Raw genomic sequence first — 18,313 nt, forward strand, 5'->3', positions numbered from 1 at the left:
GGAAGGGCATAGATAAATCTGTCGCCTCATTCACGCTTTTGCCTTCCAGCGCCGCAATGAAATCAAGTCATTAGGCTTCTGTTGCGACATCATCAAACCAGGGTTCCCCCGCGCTTTCATACGACGCGGCATTCTGCTTTGTCCCATAGCGACCGGGCCTAATCCACGGCCCTACCATCCAAGTGCTTTCACTCAGGCGGAAGATGAAGAACCGCTGATTGGCCATCAGGTCCTTATGAATTTGACCCGTGCGCTCCGTAGCCGTCGCAGTCAGAGCGTGGCCTCTGATCTACTAGGCCCGCAGAACGATAAGCGTCGAGGTCAGCCGTCCGGAAGAGTTATCGAAACAGCAAGAGCTGCACCGATAGGTCCAGTTCTTCGTTCAAGAAAATAGCGCACCTGTTCGTCTCGGGAAGTGTCGAATTGCTCTCCGACCTGGCATGTGAGCAAGAGATCGGCCGCCCAGGTTTCCAACCGCCAATAGCTTGCCGAGGCTAACCGCATAAGCGTCGCATAAGTTGGGGAATCTCCCTCTCTGAGTTCCGCTAGAGCCTGGTGCACATGGTCTGCATCGAGAACGCGGCACCCAATCGCCGGAGAATCAAGCCGAATTTTCTCTTTGAGAGGATAGCTAATCGAAACAGGAATCGCGTGCGGATTATAAACAAAATAATACGCCGTTTTTCCAAAGTCGCGGTTTAGCGTGTCGATCGCCTGAACTTGATGACTTCCTGCTCGCATAGCTCCATAGATGCTGTCTTCGCTAAACGAAAACTGCCGGTGCAGTGCGCCGATCGCTTGCGCATCTTCGCGGCGGATAAATCGGTTCATACCCCAGGCGAAATCGAAACCGTCGTCATCATCCTCTACGTCGTTGTTATCGGGATAAAGACGCTTTGATTGAAGGAGCCCTAAGCGACTGAGCCAGAATCGCATTTGTCTTTGTGGACTGTTTTGGGATTGCAGGGTTTTGATGCTTCGGGCGTCGGAACCTTGCGATTTCGTTTTCAGATATGCCGAGCCTAACTCTCGGCATATCTCTGGTTGCACTGCGCATAATTCAGAGCCCTGCTCGAACTCCCAACAACGGAGATTGAGCATGCCCACATTTCGACGCTCTAAGGTCACCTGCCTAATTAGCGCTGAGAACCGGATTCGCAGCAATGTCGAGGCTCTCCCGCATTGCCCACTTGAGCATTGAGTAGGGCTGTACGGGCAGGGGGCTGCTGAGACCGCTCCATGAGCTGATGCGAGGTCAGCGATACGAGCCGAGATATGGCGGCGGGTGATCTGGAAAACTGAGACGGGATGCAGGGGTCTCCAACTGGCCAACAAATAGCGTTCTATTTCCGAATTGGTCGGGGCTTCAGCCTTTGTTTGGGGTTCCGGAGATATTGATCCGCGATTGCCGGAGTGGGTCGGCCGCCTGCAGGCGCGCCTTGGCTTTCTCGTCGACCGGGTCTTTGCCATTGGCAACCAGGCCCAAAAGCCGCTTGGCCTCCTTGCGTGCAAGCTCTGGTGTCCAAGGGGCGCCGTGAGGACCGATGGTGACGAAGCGCTGCCGACCGAACACTCGGTACTTGAGAACGTATGTCGCTTTTGTCGCGTTGACGTTTACGGCGGGAAACGGCACGCCTTGATCATCCGCATGGAGGTGAGGAAGCGATCTATCCGTGCCTCGTCTATGTCACCTGCTTCAGCGCCTTCACTGCGCATGCAATACCGGATACGGTTGATGACGAAGACCAAAGGCATGTCTAAAGTCTGGACGTATATGCGTCGTACGATGCTGTTGGGCAGTAGCTTCTTCGGTAGCGCGTTGTTCGGGGGCGTTACGCTGCCTACACCCAATCGGCCGCAGCGCAAGGTTGCCATGGTGTTGGAGGCGGCCGACTCTTCCTTCGTCGTTGGGTGCACACAAGACGGCATTACCTCGTTGCGTTATCGTAACGATACGTATGACACGGATTATGTCCTGCCTGGAGCCGTGCTGGGGACGGCTCACGCTAGAGTTCGGCGTGCCGGATCATCCGAGTGGCATACGCTTCGAACCGGCGTTGATGCAACGAAGCCGATGCATAGCGCGGCCCTTGAACTAGTAGCCCGCGATGCCGGCGTCCTTCTCACGACCCGCCTCGCAGTCGACGAGGCTGGATTGACGTGGGAGATCATGCTGCGGAACGACGGCATGGCGAGCGTGGAGGTTGGCGACCTCTATTTGCCTATGCCGATGAACACCGAATTTCCGGCAGGGCAACCGGTGTCGGTGGCTGTTTTGAAGCACAGCTTCGTCTCGGGGCATGGATCGCACATCTTCTGGATTCGCGGCAACAGCACCGGTCCCTTCCTCATGCTCTTACCGGAAGCGGACACGTCACTGGAATATTGGAATGTCCACAAGGATTCGGCCGAAGCCAGTGGGACGTGGTGCGCCTACATCTTGGGCGGGGCGGCCGCCAGCGAGGCAGTGGCGGGCGGGACTCGCTGGCGACAGCCGACCCATTCCCTGTCCCTGTCGCCGGCCGAGGAACGGCGTTACCGTCTCCGCTTCCAGTGGGTTGCCGATTATGAGGCGGCGCGCAGGGCTATCGCGGACGCCGGTCTGGTGGACGTGGAGGTAATGCCGGGCATGACGGTTCCCAACGACCTGCATGTCGACATCGCGCTCGCGTCCTCCATTCCGGTGGAGCGAATCGAAGCGGAATTTACCGGCGATACGGTGGCGCAACGGTTGCCGGATCGGGCTGGCAGGCGACTATGGCGGGTCCGGTTTTCGCGATTGGGCGAGAACCGGCTGACCCTGCACCAGCCGGGTGCGCGCCAGACCTTTCTTGAATTCTTCGCTACCGAACCCGTCGAGACGATGATGAAGAAGCGCGCAGCCTTCATCGTGAAGCGGCAGCATCGTGACCCGTCCAAATGGTACGACGGTTTGTTCGGCGAGTGGAACATGGAGACGCAGGTCCTGCTTGGCCCGGACAATTACGACCGGATCAATGGCCGGCGCATCTACGAGGTGACGTGCGACGATCCCGGGCTGAGCAAGCCCGCTTACCTCGCGACCAAGAATGCCGAGCATCCTGATGCGGCGGAAGTGGCGGCGCTGGACCGGTATATCGATACGTTCGTCTGGGGCGGGCTGCAACGTACCACACAGGAGGCATACGCCTACGGCCTCTACGGCATACCCGATTGGAAGCAGAACCGGGAAAGCAGCGATCCCGGCCCAAAGGGCCGCCTGCATATCTGGCGGCCTTATGACTATCCGCACATCTTCGCGATGTATTTGGCCATGCACCGCATCGCGTGTGACCATTCCGCGATACCCACCCGCCAGAGCGCACGAGATTATTTGGTACGCGCCTACGGTACGGCGCTGGCCATGTTCACGGTGCCGATGCGCGTGGTGATGTGGTCTGCCTACCGCACCGGCTTCTACAACGAATGTGTGATCCCCGAACTTCTTTCGGCGCTAACGACGGCGGGCTTGATGCGCGAGGCGGCGACGCTGGAGGCGCACTGGGCGCGTAAGGTGCGCGCCTTTGTTGATCCGAAGGCGGACCTGTTCGGGTCGGAATATCCGTTCGATTCCACAGGCTTCGAATCAACGCAGGCACTGGCGCGCTCGGCCCTTGACGACCCTGTCGCCATGGGGGTTTCGAAGGCGGCAGCCCGTGCCTTCGCGGAGCGTCAGATCGCTGCAAACCTGTTCTGCCGTGGCTGGCTGGAACCTGCTTATTACTACCTGGGCAGCGATTATCGCGGGACTGCGGGCGACGCCTATACGCTGACCTACATGGCGCAGATGGGCGGCTGGGCGCTGCTTGATCATGCGCTGAACGATGCAGACGACCCGCATCCGCTCCTTCGTCTGGGCTATGCGTCACAACTCAGCGCGTGGGCCTTGCTGAACAGCGGCCCTGCGTCGGCCGGTCATGGCTATTGGTATCCGGGCGAGGAGAATGACGGCGCGGCCGGTGGCGGCTTCGAGCCGGCGCCGAGCGGGACCACATGGCTCGGTCAGCCGCATCACCGTGGAACGTGGTATTACTCGTGCGAGATCGACCTGGGATTTTGTGGGGCGGTCCGCGCTGCTGCGACGATCGTTGCCGACGATCCCATCTTTGGGCAGGTTTGTCACGGTGGCATCATGGAGACGTTCGCTCACACCCTGCGTATCTGGCCACGTGATGGCGTGCGGCGACGGCTCAACGTGCGGCTCCAGTCTCTCCGATTGGACCTGGTGCTGCTTGACGCCCGATTCCGGGCGGATGGACCGATCATTCTGAATTTGGGGGAGGGGTGGATCAGCCTTACGCCTGAGCCCTTTGCCCCATCTGCATCGGGAGTGACGTTCGAATTGCGGTACGATGACGGGAGGAAGCGCAAGGAAGTCGTCGACATCACGGACAGCCAGATCGTCGTCCGCTTGCCTGCGGCGCGCTTACCGCGGGTTCAGGTTCGCTAGTGTTGCCGATTATCGGGTGCGATCGGCGCTGATGGCCTGCTGTTCCACGCGGCTTCCGAGGCGATGACGATCATCGCCGCAAATTCCGGGCATCTCGGCGCCGTATCCGCGTCACTGCGGTGCTGCATACCTCGGGTTCGGCGATGACCCACCATCCGCACATCCACATGATCGTGCCGGGTGGGCATCGGCGGCAAATTCAATAATCGTTGAAATATGGAAAAAGTGAATGCCGTGGCCGCGCTGGCCGCGCTCTCCCGGGAGAATCGCCTCTAGCCCGGATATCTCGCACTATCTTGGCACAAGCGCTCAATTGAGCCGACATTTTTCCTGCGTTGCAACGGACGCACGCTGCCGTGGCGCCGAGAAGCGCGAGACGAGTCGGGGATTTCAGGCAGCAAAAAAGGGTCTCCGGTGGGCCTTTGAATGGTGCCGCGTGGTGACGCGCCGCGGCGCTGCGTGTCAGGCTGGCGAGCCTCGGGCGCGTGCGGCTGCGTTGAGACGAACGGCAGCAGTTCCCCAGGCTTGGGCTACCGGACACCTGACGCCATGGCGATCTTGATGCGTCGAACACTGATGCGCACAAGCGCCCCGATCTTGAGCAGCCTGAGACGGATGGTCCCGCAGGTTGCCTCGCTGAAGGGCGTGTGTTGCAGCCCGATCCGGCGCACGGCGCAGACGAGCACGTAGGCCATCGAGGCGAACCACAGCCGCAACTGGTTGGCTCGCATCGTGGCCGTCGAGGTGCGAGCGGCATAGAGATCGAGCTGGCATTCCTTGATGCGGTTCTCCATCTCGCCGCGCGCGCAGTAGAGCTTCTCGTAGACGTATTTGGCCGGGAAGCTGGCACGCTTGAGCGAGGTGACAACGAAGCGCGGATTGGCCCTCGCCGCCAGTGAACTCGGCCTTGGCGATGACCCGCCGCGTGCGGCTCTAGGTGGTGCCGTTCGCCACCTGAAGTCCCGGTAATGGCGCGGCGGCTTGCCGCTCGACCGGCTCTTCGCCTCGGCTCGCGCAAGCTCGTCCTCGATTGCGGCGACCAGGCGGGGATTCTTCTGCACGCCCAACAGGTAATCGACCCTGTTCGCCTCGCACCAGGCCATCAGCTCGTCGCGCCCGAAGCCTGAGTCGGCGCGCACCAGAATGCGGACGTAGGGCCAGCACTGGCGAATCTGCGCGACAATCCGCGCCAGTTCCTCGACTGCGCCCGCGGCCGCATCGACGCCCGCCGACCGAAGCTTGGCAGCCAACAGGTGGCGCCCGCAGAACACGTAGAGTCAGGTAGCAGTAGCAGTCGTAATAGCCGTGGAAGAACCGTCCCTCCTGCTCCCCGTGCACCGGATCATCGGTCGCATCAAGGTCGAGGATGATCTCGCTGGGGGCTTGCTCGTGCGCCTCCAGGAACAGCTCGACAAAGAGCCGCTTGATCGCGACCGGATTGTGGCTGATCTTGTGATAGCGTGTCGGCTGCAGCCGGCTCAGCTCCAGCCGGTTCAGCGTCGACTTGCCGGCAACCGGCGCATAGTCCTCGCGCCGCGCTTCGAGCTTGCCCGCCAACACCGCCATCATCGGATCACGGCGCAGCTCGTCATGGTCGTTGAGATCTTCATAGCCAAGCGCGATGCCGAATACCCGCTGGCCGACCAGCGTCACCACCTCGTGCTCGATCAGATCCTGGCGCCGCTCGTCGTGAAAGCACGCCGCAAGCCGGCGGATCAAGCCGATCGCGCCATCCGCAGCGCCCAGCAGCAATGCGCCGGCATCCGACGTGATCGCCCAACCGTCGAACCAGGCCACAACTTCTCGCCCTGCGACAGATGCAAATCCGAACAGATCCGTGCTACACTCTGTTGTCATCGGGGCGCTCCTCGAATCGCTCGACAGTCGTTCTCGCAAAACAACTTTCGCTGATTCTGCGCCCCGACGCGCTATTTAGGGTGAGATATCCGGGCTAGCTATCTTCTTGGCGACCAACGTCTCGCGGCGATATACAAAAACGAGGATCGCTATATCCACCGTTTCCCATCGACGAGCAAAGGGCGGCTCCCAACGTGGCCACCCAGTCCGTAGTAAACCGCCAACATTGTGCGTATCCATGCGCACGATCGCTCCAGAGGAAAGCAACGTCGGCGCCGCTTCGGGTATCAGGGCTTCGATCAGCCCGTCATCAAGCGATGTTTCTCGGATATTGGGAAGATTGACGAGGCGTTCGCAGACGCGCCGATTGGCCTCAGCAAATACCTCTCGAAACCATGCGACTACATCTTCAGGGATCCGAGGCCAAGAATTCATACCGAAACTCTCTCAATGAAGCTCTAATATGACCGCCTCAAGCATTATAACGGTGGTAGTACGGTTGTGACTTATTCGCTCCGTGTCCGGGTTTCATCTCCAGCTTGTGGTTCCACTCAAATTCCTTCTCCAGCAGTGCACGGAGTCCTTCGAGACACTCCCCGGGCCTGTTTTTCCGTGCTGTACCATTGCCTCAATTAGCATAACCCTCATGAAGGTGGGCTGGGAAGAATCGGGTCTTCGCCGAACGGGCGGTTGATAATCGACAGCGCGTCAGGCGCAGTGAATACGCGGTTGCGGGCATAGCCGGTACGCTCCACCAGAATCTTGCGCTCGACGAGTTGGTCCACTGCCTGAGAGGCCGCCTGCACCGTGATGTCTAGAAGTTTAGCCAAGCGCTTTACGGTTAGAACTGGATAATGTGGTAACACATCGAGTGCGCGAAGGCTGGCGGAGCCCTGCCGGAATTTTCGACGTTCGCGCCACATAGCGCCAAGTGTGGCCAAGGCTTCGCGCGTCCTGAGCAGCTCGTCGGTTGTGCCGACCACTGCATCTGCCATGAACCCAACCGCTTCATCCCATTCCAGGCGTTGCTGCGCCGCCTTGAGGGAATCGTAATAGGCAGTCTTATGGGCCTCGATGTAGGGAGAGAGATATATCGGCATCATTCCCTCCGCCGCCATCATCAGCGGCAGCAGCAGACGTCCAACGCGGCCGTTGCCGTCGCGGAATGGGTGGACCGCCTCGAAATGCGCGTGCGCTACCGACATCCGAACGATGAAGCTCTGGTACATCGCCTGCATCCCCTCGCAGCGCATGTATTTCATGGTCTCTTCGAGGCAGACCGCGATATCGGCGGGAGGAGTTGGATTATAGGTCGAATACGCGATGTCGCCTCTGCCGCCGATCCACACCACCCGCTCTCGGAAATCGCCGGGTTTGTCCTTATAATCAGCATCGCCACGCATGACGGCGCGATGCAAATCCTGAACCAAGGCGGTCGTGAATAGCTCCAGCTTTTCTTTACGCGCGCGCGGCAGAAAATCATCGAGCGCGAGTGCGTAGTCGCGCACTTGCACCGCGGCTTCGCCCTGCGGGGAATCTTCGCTTTCCTCAACTGACAGCAGTTCGTCGAGTGTACTATTCGTCCCTTCGATCGACGAACTGCTCACAGCCTCGCGCCGGGGCAATATACGGCTGATAAGGTAGGGGTCCTTGAGTTCCGCCGCGAGTGTCTCAATCCTGACAAGGGCCGCGTCCGCCGCCTTCAGCCGTGCGAGAACCGGCCCCAGCGCAATCCCCTCCTCGGGCGGCGGCACCGGAACGACCCCGTAATGGGAATCGAACGGCGGCGGGAGCCTTTTCAGTCGCTCCCGGACAGCATGGCTGAGATGGTCGCGGTTCACGGAAAACCTTGGCTACGGAGGCTCGACATACCTCCATATTAAAGGTTTTTTATAAAAACTTCAATAAAGGTCCGGAGTCAGCCCTGATTGCAGGGAAATTCGACGACTTTCGCCTTTCTGGCCTTGGGAAGCGTCGCCCCGTCGGATAGCCAGGGTCGCCTTGGAGCGGCAGATGTGTTCTTATTTTCTCCTTAACCGGAAACCGAGAGCAAAACGCGGTTCTTGGAACTGCAGCCTCACCAATTGAGGTGGGTTCCCCTTACAGCCGTGTCCTATGGAACTTACCTTTGCGGATTGCGCCACCCGTCGAATTTCCGGCTGAAGGATCTCTCTCATGCCTTGCCGCAACCGCTTACGTCCTCCAGTTCCGGAGGGCCGGCGTGACATTACTCTGAGTTACGCTGAAGAAAACCGGCACGACGCCACGCGATATGTCGCCGAACCCGTGCCGAGCTTTTCCTACATTAGCAGCGCGTTGGTCGTGCTGGCGTGCTTTCGCGACGGCGCGATCACGCACATCGCAGACGGCCGAAAGGGGATGTCGGCGGGAACCGGGTTGGCCCGGCTCAACATGACCGAGTTGCAAAGATTGGAACGGTCCCTTCCATTTGAAGAACTTGTCGGCCTCGTTCCCGCAAAATTCAGAGCACCCCTTCGTCCCATCCTCGGCGACGGCGGATTGCTGCCGCCCAAAACGTTCGCGGCCGTGGCGGACGCATTGACGGCAAGCGATCCCGGCCTGGCGACGAGGCTGGCACGATTTTCGGAGAACCGCGCCCGGGCCCTCCGGGGTCTAACATCGAAAGAAAGAGAAAATCTCGGCGTGCGAATTCGCGGCCGCTGGTCTCGTTCTGCTCTTCGGTGTCGGACTGCTGTTCGGGTACGTTGCCGCCGAGCGTGTAACCTGCTTTTGAGGGAAGCGAGGTTCGTTTTGCGAACAGCTATGCGAAGACGGCGTGAGAAGTAGGGCCGCATGCAGAACTCGGGCTCTTCTCGTCTTGCTGACTTTGCCCATCGCGGCTCTTGCAGCGACAGGCGCATTCGGCCAAGACGAAGGCAGCGTTGATCCGAAGCCCCTGCCGCCGCTCGCCAATCCAAATGATCCAAGCTTGGAGCCGAAGGAGCTTTTCGGCCGCAAGGCCATCGCCTGAGCGGGCGCTGGAGCAGCAGATGGCTGAGCCCGAACTGGAACACTGTCATCGCGGAATCTAAAGTCCAGCCAAGCCCTTTGCTCAAGATGCGTCGATTTCGGGACAATATTGGGCTTGTTTCGTGTCTCACGTTGATGGCGCCCCATCGGATAGCTCCGCCTCTCGCGCGGCAGGTCTCGCGCGGGGTCGGCATCTTTGCGACGATGCGGCGACAAGTCCAACCGCGGCCGGGCAAGCGCGGCGGGCGCAAAACACAATTTAGATGGACTTCGCCATGCAGGAAGCGCCTAGTCCGAACATCACCGCGCTGCCTTCTGGCTCACATCGGTGACTGAGAGTCCGGTAATGCTCCCGCCCAGCACTTGGAAGGAGCGGCTATGACCTGGCTTATCAACAAATCCCCAACACTGAACGAACGTCTTGCGGATGAACACAAGCGCATCGAGGCTGCAATGGCTCTTCTCGGGCCCGGATCGAAACGGAACAAGCTCTTGGAGAAGGTTCGTCAGCTTGATGTCGCCGCGCATCTAAACGATTGGCTTTCATCTCCGGGCTTGCGCGCACCAGTATAGGATGATCCTCCACGAATTGAGGCCGCCTCATCGGTTTGCGCGGAGCATGCTCGCATCACGGCGGCGTCGCGCGCACCGGGTCTCTGTGGCTTCTGACCAGCGTAGCGGTTGACTACGCGGCGTGGAGCTTTGCCGACGCGAACCGTTCCAGGCCGAGGACGAGAACTCACGGAGCAGAAGCAAAGTGAAGATCGCGGACGAGGCGGCGCTGCAGGCGCCGCCGCAGCGAACTAAACGGGGACCACCTATTTCCGGCGCATTCGCTGCCGGATCGCGCGCAGCCGCGATCTCGCTATCGACAGCGGAGACGACGGCGGCGTTAGGAGTTCAGTTCGCGCGCCGAGCGCGCGACAGTTTGATCGTCCGCGACGCAACCCGATCGTAGGTTTCGAGCGCCGCGTCGGTCGCCAGTTTGACCATTTCTCGGTAAGCGGTTTCGTTCACCTGGGTGAAGCTGTTGCGAATAGCTCCGGCCAGCTCTTCCTCAGTCACCGCTGAGCGCCTCAATACTGTTCGTCCGGTGAGATGACCATATAGATTAAGGCGGTACACATCTGTCGCATGCTGCCAAGCCCAATCTTCGAGATCCAGTAGTTCAGTCATCGCCATGTCGAATTGCGTTGCGCGAGTAAACGGAGGGGGCACCACGGAATTCAGATAGTCGATCCGGATCGATGAAAAAACCAACCAAAGGTTGGTTCCCGTTGTCCCTCGACATTGAAGAGCGAAAACCTTCTTCGCCTCTTTTGAAACTGATTGACCTTTGCGCTGAGCTCCGCGACCAGCGCCGCTTTGCGGTCGCGCCGAGAAGAAGGCGGCTCTCTACTTACGGAACAGTTTGTCCCGGATGTACCGCGATGTCGGTGTTAGAGGAACACGTTTTTCGCGATGAAGATCGCGTCACTCATCTTGCGTCCGCTGCGATGGTTCGTCTTCTCGACCTCTCGCCACAGGCTCAGTCTGCCAAGCTTGAGCTTTGGCAGCTCCTCCTGATTTCACGGCGAAGGCAAGCTTTTTCCGTTTCGCGTGCCCGCTTTCGGCCGCCGGGAAACATCCATCGCCCGTCACACCGCCGCTTCACCAAAAGAACTTTGCCGCGCTTGGCGGCAACGAGCTTGGATGCTCTTGCCATCTTGGCTGGAAACCTCCGCCTTTGAGAATTACCTTCGCCTTTAATGTAGCGGGTTTCGGTTAATCCTCTCAATTCTTTCCTGCAACCACCTGCAGGTATTGCTTAAGGCCCCGGGGTCAGATGTCATCGACCGGAATAATGCAAACGCCCTTCCCGCGTTCGTCGACCACGGAAATCGAGCAGTTGCGGCCGACAAGTTCGGGGCGCGTCTCGCGGAGCGAGCGCACAAGCCTCAGCGCTTCGACCTGAGCGGCTATCTCGTCGGGCAGGTCGTGTACCCCGTGGTCGGAAACGATGTGGGTGTCAACGAGCTTGAAGTGGAACTTGGGCATCGGCAATCAGCTGCAAGTCTTTTGCCAGGTTGTTCGCGGCGCGCGCACCGCTCACGCCCGCGCGGATCGTGTTTGGCTGCCTAAAAGGGATGCGCCGACACGGCCGGTTGCGTTTGGTTCTTCTCCGCCTGGATCGGCAAACTGGGTGTGGTGCGGTCAATCGATCGAACGGGATGGGGGCAGGCCAGGCGATCAGCGTTCGCTCCCAATCGCCCGTCGTCGAAGCTCACGATCCAGAAGTCTCCGGCTTTCGTCCATCGGATATCGAATATCTTGTAGCCGCCCAGCCTCCCGGTCCCGGCAACGCATGGAGGGCCGGCCGCCTCGGCGCGGCCGGCCGGTTTCGAGCTGACGGTGCCAACGCTATCTCGCCGATCCATGGTCGCGACGCTGGTCGCGGCCTTCGCGCCGGCCGCCGGCACGGCGGTGGTGATGCCCAGGGTCGCCGAGACGGCCGCCGCGGTGCTGGCGCCGGAGCTGTCGGCCGTGCCCGCGGTGGTCCTGCCGCCCGCTGAGGATCCCGAGTTGCTCGCCCTCGGCGCCGAGATCGGGCCCAGGCTCGACGCCTACCGCGCGGCCGCGGCGGCGCTGGTCGAGGCGAGGACGGTCGCCGAGAAGCTGTGGCCGGCGGTGCCAGAGGAGATCGTGGTAACGACCAAGAGGCGGCGAGGCTTCTTCGGCGGCTGCTTCGAGCATGAGCAGGATCTCTAGGGCAAGGATGTCTGGCCGGAACGGGTCATGGTCGAGGGTAAGCTTGTTCTCGCCCGACACCCGACTGAGCTCCTGCAGGCTGAGCCGCTGCGGTCTTTGGCACAGGAGCTTCGCGACGACCCAGAGAGCGACGCCGAGCTCGACGCTGATCTGAAGGTGCTTCTCGACTCGTCGAGCGATACGAGGCGGCGTGCGAGCGGGTGTCCGGTGTTTGCAGATTGTCCGTAGCTTTCGCACCGCGAACCAATGGCTGCTAGCCACCCCACAGCAGACCCCCCAATGCAGTGCCTAGTTTCATCCTCTATGGCGAGGATTTGGCGCGCCCGACGCGATCGAACGTGTGACCTGCACCTTCGTGCGGTGACGCTCTATCCAGCTGAGTTACGGGCGCAATGCTTAGCCGTCCAACGACCTAACGAAAGCAAGCCGCTAGGCGTCTCTTTCGGCATCATCAAACCAGAGTTCGCTGTTCACCTTAGATTTGGGAGCTTCGCGCTGTCGGCAGAATCTATAGCGGCGGCCCCAGAGTGCTCGTGGAAAAATCGCTCTCGATACCCAGGGAGGCAAGTGCAATCGCGTGAACGCTCCATCCCTATAAGCGCGATAACGCCTTCCACTCTTTCCAATGGAATTCGCATGCGCCCGTCGCGAAGAGCGAGATACAGCGCTTCGATGACAGGTTGGTCGCCGAGGACCGCGATGGCCGTTGGATGACGTAAGATGTCTAACGACCAGGCCGGATTTCGCGTTTTCATTACCGTGCTGGCGCGGTTTCGTCCGCGCCCTTCATCGATAACCGGCAGGAAAAATCTTGCTGCCGCGATGGCTATCGATGCAGCTTCGCCGTCATCAAGGGAGGGCGAGGTAGACGTGAGTTCATGAAAAATCTCGTACTCCGCGTCGGTCATAGTGGCGAGCGTCACGATTCCACCCGTCACGAGGTCATGCAGAAAGCGGTGCTCGCCGTTCTGCCGGCTCGTCTCGTGCTCCAGCTCTCCAGCCACGATCTCGGACACGACGACATCGTTGGGAATGGACGCGAGGATGCGCTCGCCATATTTGCAAGCGTGAAGGTTGATCAGCACACTCGTGTCGAGAATCAGCGGATCCGCGACATCAATCAGGGAGCCTGAGCAACTCATCCGTGTCTCTTTCTTCAAGCTCGATCTGGTCGATAACGCCGCGGAGCTTCACTCGGCCCACCTTCAGCAGGTCCGCCAATTGTCCTTCCGACAGGAGCTCGCGCTTCCAGGCGGCATGCGCCATCAGGCTCAGGCGGTGTGAGATGGGTCGGTCCGCATCGCTCTTTGCCGGATCGCGGCGATCGGCCATTTCGCCGAGGACCTCTCGGACATTGTCATCGGTGATGCCGCCGTTGTTTTCGAACCATGCCCAAGTACCCTTCTTGGCAAGGCCCAACTCCTCAAGCCGCAGCCCGCACGCTTGGCGCGAGATATTATATTGCTGGGCGAGGAGAATGATCAGGCGCCGGGTCGTTTTGCCGGTGATCTCCTTCAGTTGGCGGAAGCTTTCCGAGAAGCTCTCGGCTGGCGTCAGGAATGCGCGGCCAAAGACGTTGGCGTAGCGTTCATCGCGTGAGAGGAACTTCTCACCGTCTTCAAGCACTTCGGGAATCTGGCGCGTACCATAGAAGTGGCCGATCTCATGCGCCGCGGACTGGATGCGCCGCGGCAATGGGTGGTTGGCGTTTAGAAGTATGCAGGCGCCGACGCTTTCATCGTAGGTGAAGAGGCCAGCGACCTTTGAACTGGATGAGAGACGGCGCTGATACAATCGGATGCCAAGACCCAGTTCGATGACCGAGAAGATGTCGGCTATCGGCCCCGGACCGAGGCCCAGCCAGTCGCGCAATTCCTTGGCATGCTTTTCTGCAAGAGCCGCAACGTCGCCCTCGTTGATACCGCGTTCCGGAGGGTAATTTCGACGTCGCTGGATGCCGAGGATATTCTCCATTTCAACGTCCGCTTTAATCAGGTCGTTGAATAGCTGAACGGCTTCAGTGGTGTGCGCGTCCTCCGTCTCCCGCAACTTGCGGAATCGAGGCATCAGATCGGTATGCACTGCCTCGCGGCGGAGGAGGGCGTTGACCGATACGCCGTAGTGGCGCGCGAGAGCCTGGATTTCCTGGATGCGCACACGGCGCATGCCCTTCTCGATGGATACAAGGGTGGGGCGGGACATGCCGATGACCTGGGCCGCGTCATCCTGGCGAACGTCTGCGTTCTCCCGTGCTATCCGCAGGCGGCGTCCTATTTCCTGTGCGCTCAGCTCATTCAGATCAGCCATCGCGCCCTCCATCCATCCAGCTTTTCAAAAAGCTTTGATCTCCTTGCGCGGACAAAAATGCCCGCCATTCCTCGGCATGAGTTACCAACATCGTCCTCAGTTTCTTCAGAGTGTCCTCGTAGTTTTCCGCTATCGCAGCTGAGATTTGCGAGGCGTGAACGCGAATGTTCTCGTCAGGCAAGCAGCTCATGTCCGCGAGATGCTGCAGGTGACGCGCACCGACGCTTCCGTATTCGACCATGATGTCCCGATCAGCTTTTTGGGGTATGACCGACAACGCATCGGCCGCATCAGAAGCGGCAAGGTCGGACACGATATACGTACCAGGCGCCTCGTTAACGCCAGCGGCATGCAGGCTGAGGCGTCTTAGCAAGCATGCCGCGCACAGGCCACACTGCTTCCTACCGCCTACATTGACGACCCGGCGCGTTTGCCAGCAGGAATGGGTACTCGTCAGATGCTGTTCGGACTTTCCGACCATGTCCAGAAACGCGCGCAACGTTTGACCTTTCGTCGACCACAGGCGTGGCTGCTCAAACCGCACTCGGTAGCCCAGCACTGCATTGATGAAGCGCTCCATCTTCCGAAAGAACGTCGGATGGTTGCGATAGTCGGCGTAGATGTTGTGCAGCGGGAGCAGTACCGGCCCAAGCGCGCCCTGGCCGCTCTCCGGAACAATGACGCGCGTCACGTTTGATAGCTGAGCAGCAATCGCCGTCACCGCCGCAAACTGAAATCCCCGCGAGCGGAAGCTGCTCTCGTTCCCGCGATATCCCTTCACCTTGAAGGGAATCTGCGTGAAATAACTATCCCCGTTTTTGCGCCGCTGGCGATTGCCCGCGACCCGGATACACAGTGCCTCAGCCTCGCTCCCGCTCAGAGCGGAGACGGCACGCGAATCCAAACCATCGCTGTAAGCGACGGCGAAGGTCTTGGCCTTGCCGAAGTCCAACGGCATCTGCCGCGTGCCGATCGGCGAGAGGTTCTTTGCCTGGACAAAGGTCAATCGCCATGCGTCGCCGGTCAGGTGGTTCAAGACGCCGTGCAGGGCCTTCAGAACCTCCGGCTTCTGCCAGGCCTTTAAGTCGATGACTGGGATCGCCACATCGAAGGTTCGGCGCCAGCCCAACGGACGCTTCCAACGCCGGTCAGCAAACTCGATGGCGGCGCAGAGAACAAGCATATCGTAGTGCAGCGGCTCGAAGCCCTTCACGTCAAAGCTATCCAGAACCGCCGGATTAAAGCAAATGTGACGGCTGACCTCCGCGATCACAGCACCCTTCGGGAGGGCGCGGCGGCCGCGCTTCTGTCCCTTCTCGATAACGATCAAGCGCTTGTCTTGCATCGGTGAGTATTTCGGATTGGCGCTCACTCTTCGGGCCCCTCATCTACGCCGGCTTTCTTCTCAACCGCCGGCCTGAACGCGCGCTTGTTGCCGGTGGCCAAGGCGTCGCAGAGTTCGCTGGGCTTGATGGCAGCGAACGTCTCGCGGTTCCGCTCGATTCCCATCTGGTAATCTTCGCGGCTCATGTCGCCGAGCTCGCGGGCTCGAATGCATTCTTCGTCGAGCCGGTTTTTGGTGGTGCCGATCCATTCTTTTGTCGTGCTGTCGAGCGCCTGATCGAGCGCCTTCTCGGGAGGGAGTTGATCCCGGAGATTCGCAATCAGACGTCTTTGCAAGGTATCCGCCAGTGGCGACGTTGGATGAGTCTCGAAAATCGTTTCGACCGCCGTGACCGGGTCTAAGTCCATTTGAGGGCGGTCGGCATGAGCTTTGAGTTCATCGAAAAGGGGACTGAACGTCTTCATGTCCACGTCACCTATCATGCTGTGGCACGCCTGCGTCGTTCGCTCCTCATGGCTCGTGGCGTCGCTGACCAGGTCTTGGCCATAGCGCTTCCAGCTGCTGGGCAACTCCGCATTTCTGAATGGTCCATCGCTCATGGCCGCCTCCAATGTCGGCAAAATAGTAACAAAAACTGACAAAGTCAAGATATTTCATAAATTTTCTGACATTGGAGCCGTCGAAGGGAAATCGCTTAATTCGTTTGATGGTCCTTTCGCGCGGCGGTTTGTTCGAAAAAGTGCGCCGGAAAGGGTAATTTCTAGCCCATATAGCGCGTTTTCGCGATCAAGGGCACGGCCCATCGGCCCCCTTTCTCAGCGGGATTTTGTTGACAAATTTGCGTCAGACTGGCTATTTACTACCCATCTCGGCGTAGAATCGAAGACTCATGCAGCCCCGCCAGCACAAAACGGCCAGTTTCCTGTCGGGTCATCCGGTCTTCACCCGGGCTGAATTCGCGGCTGCCTTCGGCCATCCGGCGAGCGCGGCCAATGTCACCAGCCTGCTTAGGCATCACCTGCGCGCTGGCAACATCAAGCGGGTCAGTCGCGAGGTGTTTGCCGCAGTGCCAGCCCACATGGCGGCGGAGCGGATGGTGATCGACCGCTTCGCCGCGGCGAGCAAGCTGCGTCCCGATGGGGTCCTGGGATTTCACTCAGCCCTTGAGCTGCACGGCATAGCCTATTCCGAGTTCAACGAGGTTCAGCTTATCAGCGCCGGACGGACCGAACGCGTGGACCTGCCATTTGGTGCCTGCCGCTTCGTCACGCCGGCGAAGGTGTTGGCGGCGACAGGTAAGGCCAACTACCTGACCGCGACTATGGACCGGCAGGGAGTGACGGTCCGTGTGACTGCGATCGAACGCACGGTCGTCGATGTCCTACATCGGCCAGAACTCGCGGGCGGCGGCGAGGAAGTTCTGAAGTCGCTGGATCTGGTGCGCTATCTCGATCCGGCGAAGGTCGCCGACTACGTCGAGCTGCTGGATAATCGGTCGCTCGCCTCGGTTTCCGGCTGGTGGCTCGAGAAGCGGCGCGCCGCGCTCGGCGTTCCCGACGATGTTCTGGCGCGCCTGCGAACACGGCTTCCACGATCAAAGCATTATGCGCTGGGTGCGGAACCCGGTCATGCGGTGCTCGTCGAGCCATGGCGCGTGCTTCTCCCAGCGCAGGCGGTCGACGCCGCCTTTGAAGGCGTCTGATGGTCGCGTCGCGAGAAACGCTTCAGAACATCGCGGCCGAGCGGCAGCTCCAGCCCGCGACGCTGGAGCGTGTGATCCGGCTGATCGACATTCTCGATGCCTTCGGCGCCGACACGCTGATCGGGCCGCGCGTCGCCTTGAAGGGCGGCACGGCGCTCAACGTCTTTCATTCCGATCTGGACCGCCTCTCTGTCGATATCGACGTTAACTATGTCGGCGCGGTCGAGAAGGAACAAATGGACGCCGACCGGCCGGGGTTGGAAGACCGGATCGAGCGCTTGATGGAATCGAAAGGGTACGTCGCGCGGCGTGAGCCGTCCGAGCACGCTGGCGGCAAATGGATTTATCGCTACGCCTCTGCGCTGGGCGGTTCGGGGACCATCGAGATCGATATCAATTATCTCTACCGCGGTCCGCTCTACGGCGTGGATCGCATGCCATCGGTGGCAATCGGATCCTACCAGGCCACGAATGTTCCGGTCCTCGATATCCACGAGATCGTCGCCGGCAAGATGGTCGCGCTGATCACGCGGCGCACCGCGCGCGATCTGTTCGACGCCCACCGGATCATCGCCATGCCGTCTCTCGACTGGGCGAAGATCAAGGCGGCCACCTTGATGATCGGTGCGAGCGCCAAGAGCTTCGATTGGCGCACAGCCTCGCCCGAGGCGATCGGATGCGAGGTCGGCGACATTACCGGCAAGCTGACCATGTGCCTGCACGATCGGTATTTCGACAGCTTTGGCGGCCCCGCAGCTTGGATCGAGAGCGTCGCGACCGAATGCCGGGAGAAGCTCGCGCCGCTGTTTAAGTTCACAGCGGGGGAGGGCGCATTTTTGGAAGCCGTGCTGGATCGGGGTGAGATCGACGCGTCTTCCCTGACTTGCCATTGTCG

15 protein-coding genes, 1 tRNA gene and 4 pseudogenes are annotated in these 18,313 nt (G+C 60.1%); 7 read left to right on the forward strand and 13 right to left on the reverse strand.

The features are described 5' to 3' along the window. Positions 1 to 321: 321 nt before the first annotated feature. Positions 322 to 1,101, reverse strand: a complete 780-nt coding sequence (locus FXB38_RS18280; RefSeq protein ID WP_148752353.1) for a hypothetical protein — start codon at positions 1,099 to 1,101, stop codon at positions 322 to 324. A 265-nt stretch (positions 1,102 to 1,366) separates the two neighbouring features. After that, positions 1,367 to 1,633, reverse strand: coding sequence for an Arm DNA-binding domain-containing protein (locus FXB38_RS43850; RefSeq protein ID WP_246229963.1), 267 nt, complete (start codon positions 1,631 to 1,633; stop codon positions 1,367 to 1,369). Between the two features lie 102 nt (positions 1,634 to 1,735). Here FXB38_RS43850 and FXB38_RS18290 point away from each other — a divergent pair, with 102 nt between their 5' ends. After that, entirely contained in the window at positions 1,736 to 4,468 is a 2,733-nt protein-coding gene (locus FXB38_RS18290) for a DUF5695 domain-containing protein (RefSeq protein ID WP_187434965.1), read from the forward strand. A gap of 36 nt (positions 4,469 to 4,504) precedes the next feature. After that, positions 4,505 to 4,653, forward strand: a pseudogene (locus FXB38_RS18295) (transposase); the annotation flags it as partial. A gap of 345 nt (positions 4,654 to 4,998) precedes the next feature. Here FXB38_RS18295 and FXB38_RS18300 read toward each other — a convergent pair. The 3 genes and pseudogenes from FXB38_RS18300 to FXB38_RS18310 form a co-directional block, all read right to left on the reverse strand. After that, a pseudogene (locus tag FXB38_RS18300) lies at positions 4,999 to 6,325 on the reverse strand (IS1380 family transposase). A gap of 75 nt (positions 6,326 to 6,400) precedes the next feature. After that, a complete protein-coding gene (locus tag FXB38_RS18305; protein ID WP_148752355.1) occupies positions 6,401 to 6,760 on the reverse strand; it encodes a hypothetical protein in 360 nt (119 codons plus the stop codon). A 209-nt stretch (positions 6,761 to 6,969) separates the two neighbouring features. Then, positions 6,970 to 8,166 carry a Fic family protein gene (locus tag FXB38_RS18310; protein ID WP_187434966.1) on the reverse strand — a complete coding sequence of 399 codons (1,197 nt, stop codon included), beginning with the start codon at positions 8,164 to 8,166 and terminating at the stop codon, positions 6,970 to 6,972. 956 nt (positions 8,167 to 9,122) lie between these two features. On the opposite strand from FXB38_RS18310, the pseudogene FXB38_RS43855 reads away from it, so the two are divergent. Then, positions 9,123 to 9,311 (forward strand): annotated as a pseudogene (locus FXB38_RS43855) (hypothetical protein); the annotation flags it as partial. A gap of 383 nt (positions 9,312 to 9,694) precedes the next feature. After that, on the forward strand, positions 9,695 to 9,889 hold the full coding sequence (locus FXB38_RS18320; protein WP_148752358.1) for a hypothetical protein: 195 nt from the start codon (positions 9,695 to 9,697) through the stop codon (positions 9,887 to 9,889). A gap of 327 nt (positions 9,890 to 10,216) precedes the next feature. Here FXB38_RS18320 and FXB38_RS18325 read toward each other — a convergent pair whose 3' ends face one another. The 3 genes and pseudogenes from FXB38_RS18325 to FXB38_RS18335 all read right to left on the reverse strand — a co-directional run bounded on the left by FXB38_RS18325 (position 10,217) and on the right by FXB38_RS18335 (position 11,353). Continuing rightward, entirely contained in the window at positions 10,217 to 10,498 is a 282-nt protein-coding gene (locus tag FXB38_RS18325) for a hypothetical protein (protein WP_246229965.1), read from the reverse strand. A 213-nt stretch (positions 10,499 to 10,711) separates the two neighbouring features. Continuing rightward, a pseudogene (locus FXB38_RS18330) lies at positions 10,712 to 11,021 on the reverse strand (NUDIX hydrolase). Positions 11,022 to 11,137: 116 nt separating this feature from the next. Then, a complete protein-coding gene (locus tag FXB38_RS18335) occupies positions 11,138 to 11,353 on the reverse strand; it encodes a DUF6894 family protein (protein ID WP_148752360.1) in 216 nt (71 codons plus the stop codon). Between the two features lie 354 nt (positions 11,354 to 11,707). On the opposite strand from FXB38_RS18335, the gene FXB38_RS18340 reads away from it, so the two are divergent. Beyond that, positions 11,708 to 12,064 carry a hypothetical protein gene (locus tag FXB38_RS18340; protein WP_148752361.1) on the forward strand — a complete coding sequence of 119 codons (357 nt, stop codon included), beginning with the start codon at positions 11,708 to 11,710 and terminating at the stop codon, positions 12,062 to 12,064. 315 nt (positions 12,065 to 12,379) lie between these two features. Here the strand turns inward: FXB38_RS18340 and FXB38_RS18345 are convergent. The 5 genes from FXB38_RS18345 to FXB38_RS18365 all read right to left on the reverse strand — a co-directional run bounded on the left by FXB38_RS18345 (position 12,380) and on the right by FXB38_RS18365 (position 16,315). Then, a tRNA-Arg gene (locus tag FXB38_RS18345) sits at positions 12,380 to 12,455 on the reverse strand. 79 nt (positions 12,456 to 12,534) lie between these two features. Continuing rightward, positions 12,535 to 13,206, reverse strand: a complete 672-nt coding sequence (locus FXB38_RS18350; protein ID WP_210250920.1) for a PIN domain-containing protein — start codon at positions 13,204 to 13,206, stop codon at positions 12,535 to 12,537. Continuing rightward, positions 13,181 to 14,371, reverse strand: a complete 1,191-nt coding sequence (locus tag FXB38_RS18355; protein ID WP_148752363.1) for a helix-turn-helix domain-containing protein — start codon at positions 14,369 to 14,371, stop codon at positions 13,181 to 13,183. Before FXB38_RS18355 ends, FXB38_RS18350 begins: the two co-directional genes overlap by 26 nt. Next, positions 14,364 to 15,743, reverse strand: a complete 1,380-nt coding sequence (locus FXB38_RS18360) for a 7-cyano-7-deazaguanine synthase (protein ID WP_246229967.1) — start codon at positions 15,741 to 15,743, stop codon at positions 14,364 to 14,366. The genes FXB38_RS18355 and FXB38_RS18360 overlap by 8 nt, the downstream gene beginning before the upstream one ends. After that, positions 15,740 to 16,315: a hypothetical protein gene (locus tag FXB38_RS18365; RefSeq protein ID WP_148752365.1), complete on the reverse strand. Its 576-nt coding sequence runs from the start codon at positions 16,313 to 16,315 to the stop codon at positions 15,740 to 15,742. Before FXB38_RS18365 ends, FXB38_RS18360 begins: the two co-directional genes overlap by 4 nt. A 290-nt stretch (positions 16,316 to 16,605) precedes the next feature. On the opposite strand from FXB38_RS18365, the gene FXB38_RS18370 reads away from it, so the two are divergent. Both FXB38_RS18370 and FXB38_RS18375 read left to right on the forward strand, forming a co-directional pair. Then, the gene (locus tag FXB38_RS18370; RefSeq protein WP_148752367.1) at positions 16,606 to 17,418 is read left to right on the forward strand and encodes a type IV toxin-antitoxin system AbiEi family antitoxin domain-containing protein; all 813 of its coding nucleotides are present in this window, start codon (positions 16,606 to 16,608) and stop codon (positions 17,416 to 17,418) included. Next, positions 17,418 to 18,313, forward strand: an 896-nt coding sequence (locus tag FXB38_RS18375) for a nucleotidyl transferase AbiEii/AbiGii toxin family protein (protein ID WP_148752369.1), incomplete at its 3' end; no start/stop codon positions are given. The genes FXB38_RS18370 and FXB38_RS18375, both read left to right, overlap by 1 nt.

The organism is Bradyrhizobium cytisi (genome assembly GCF_008123515.1).
GTDB classification, from domain to species: Bacteria; Pseudomonadota; Alphaproteobacteria; order Rhizobiales; family Xanthobacteraceae; genus Bradyrhizobium; species Bradyrhizobium cytisi.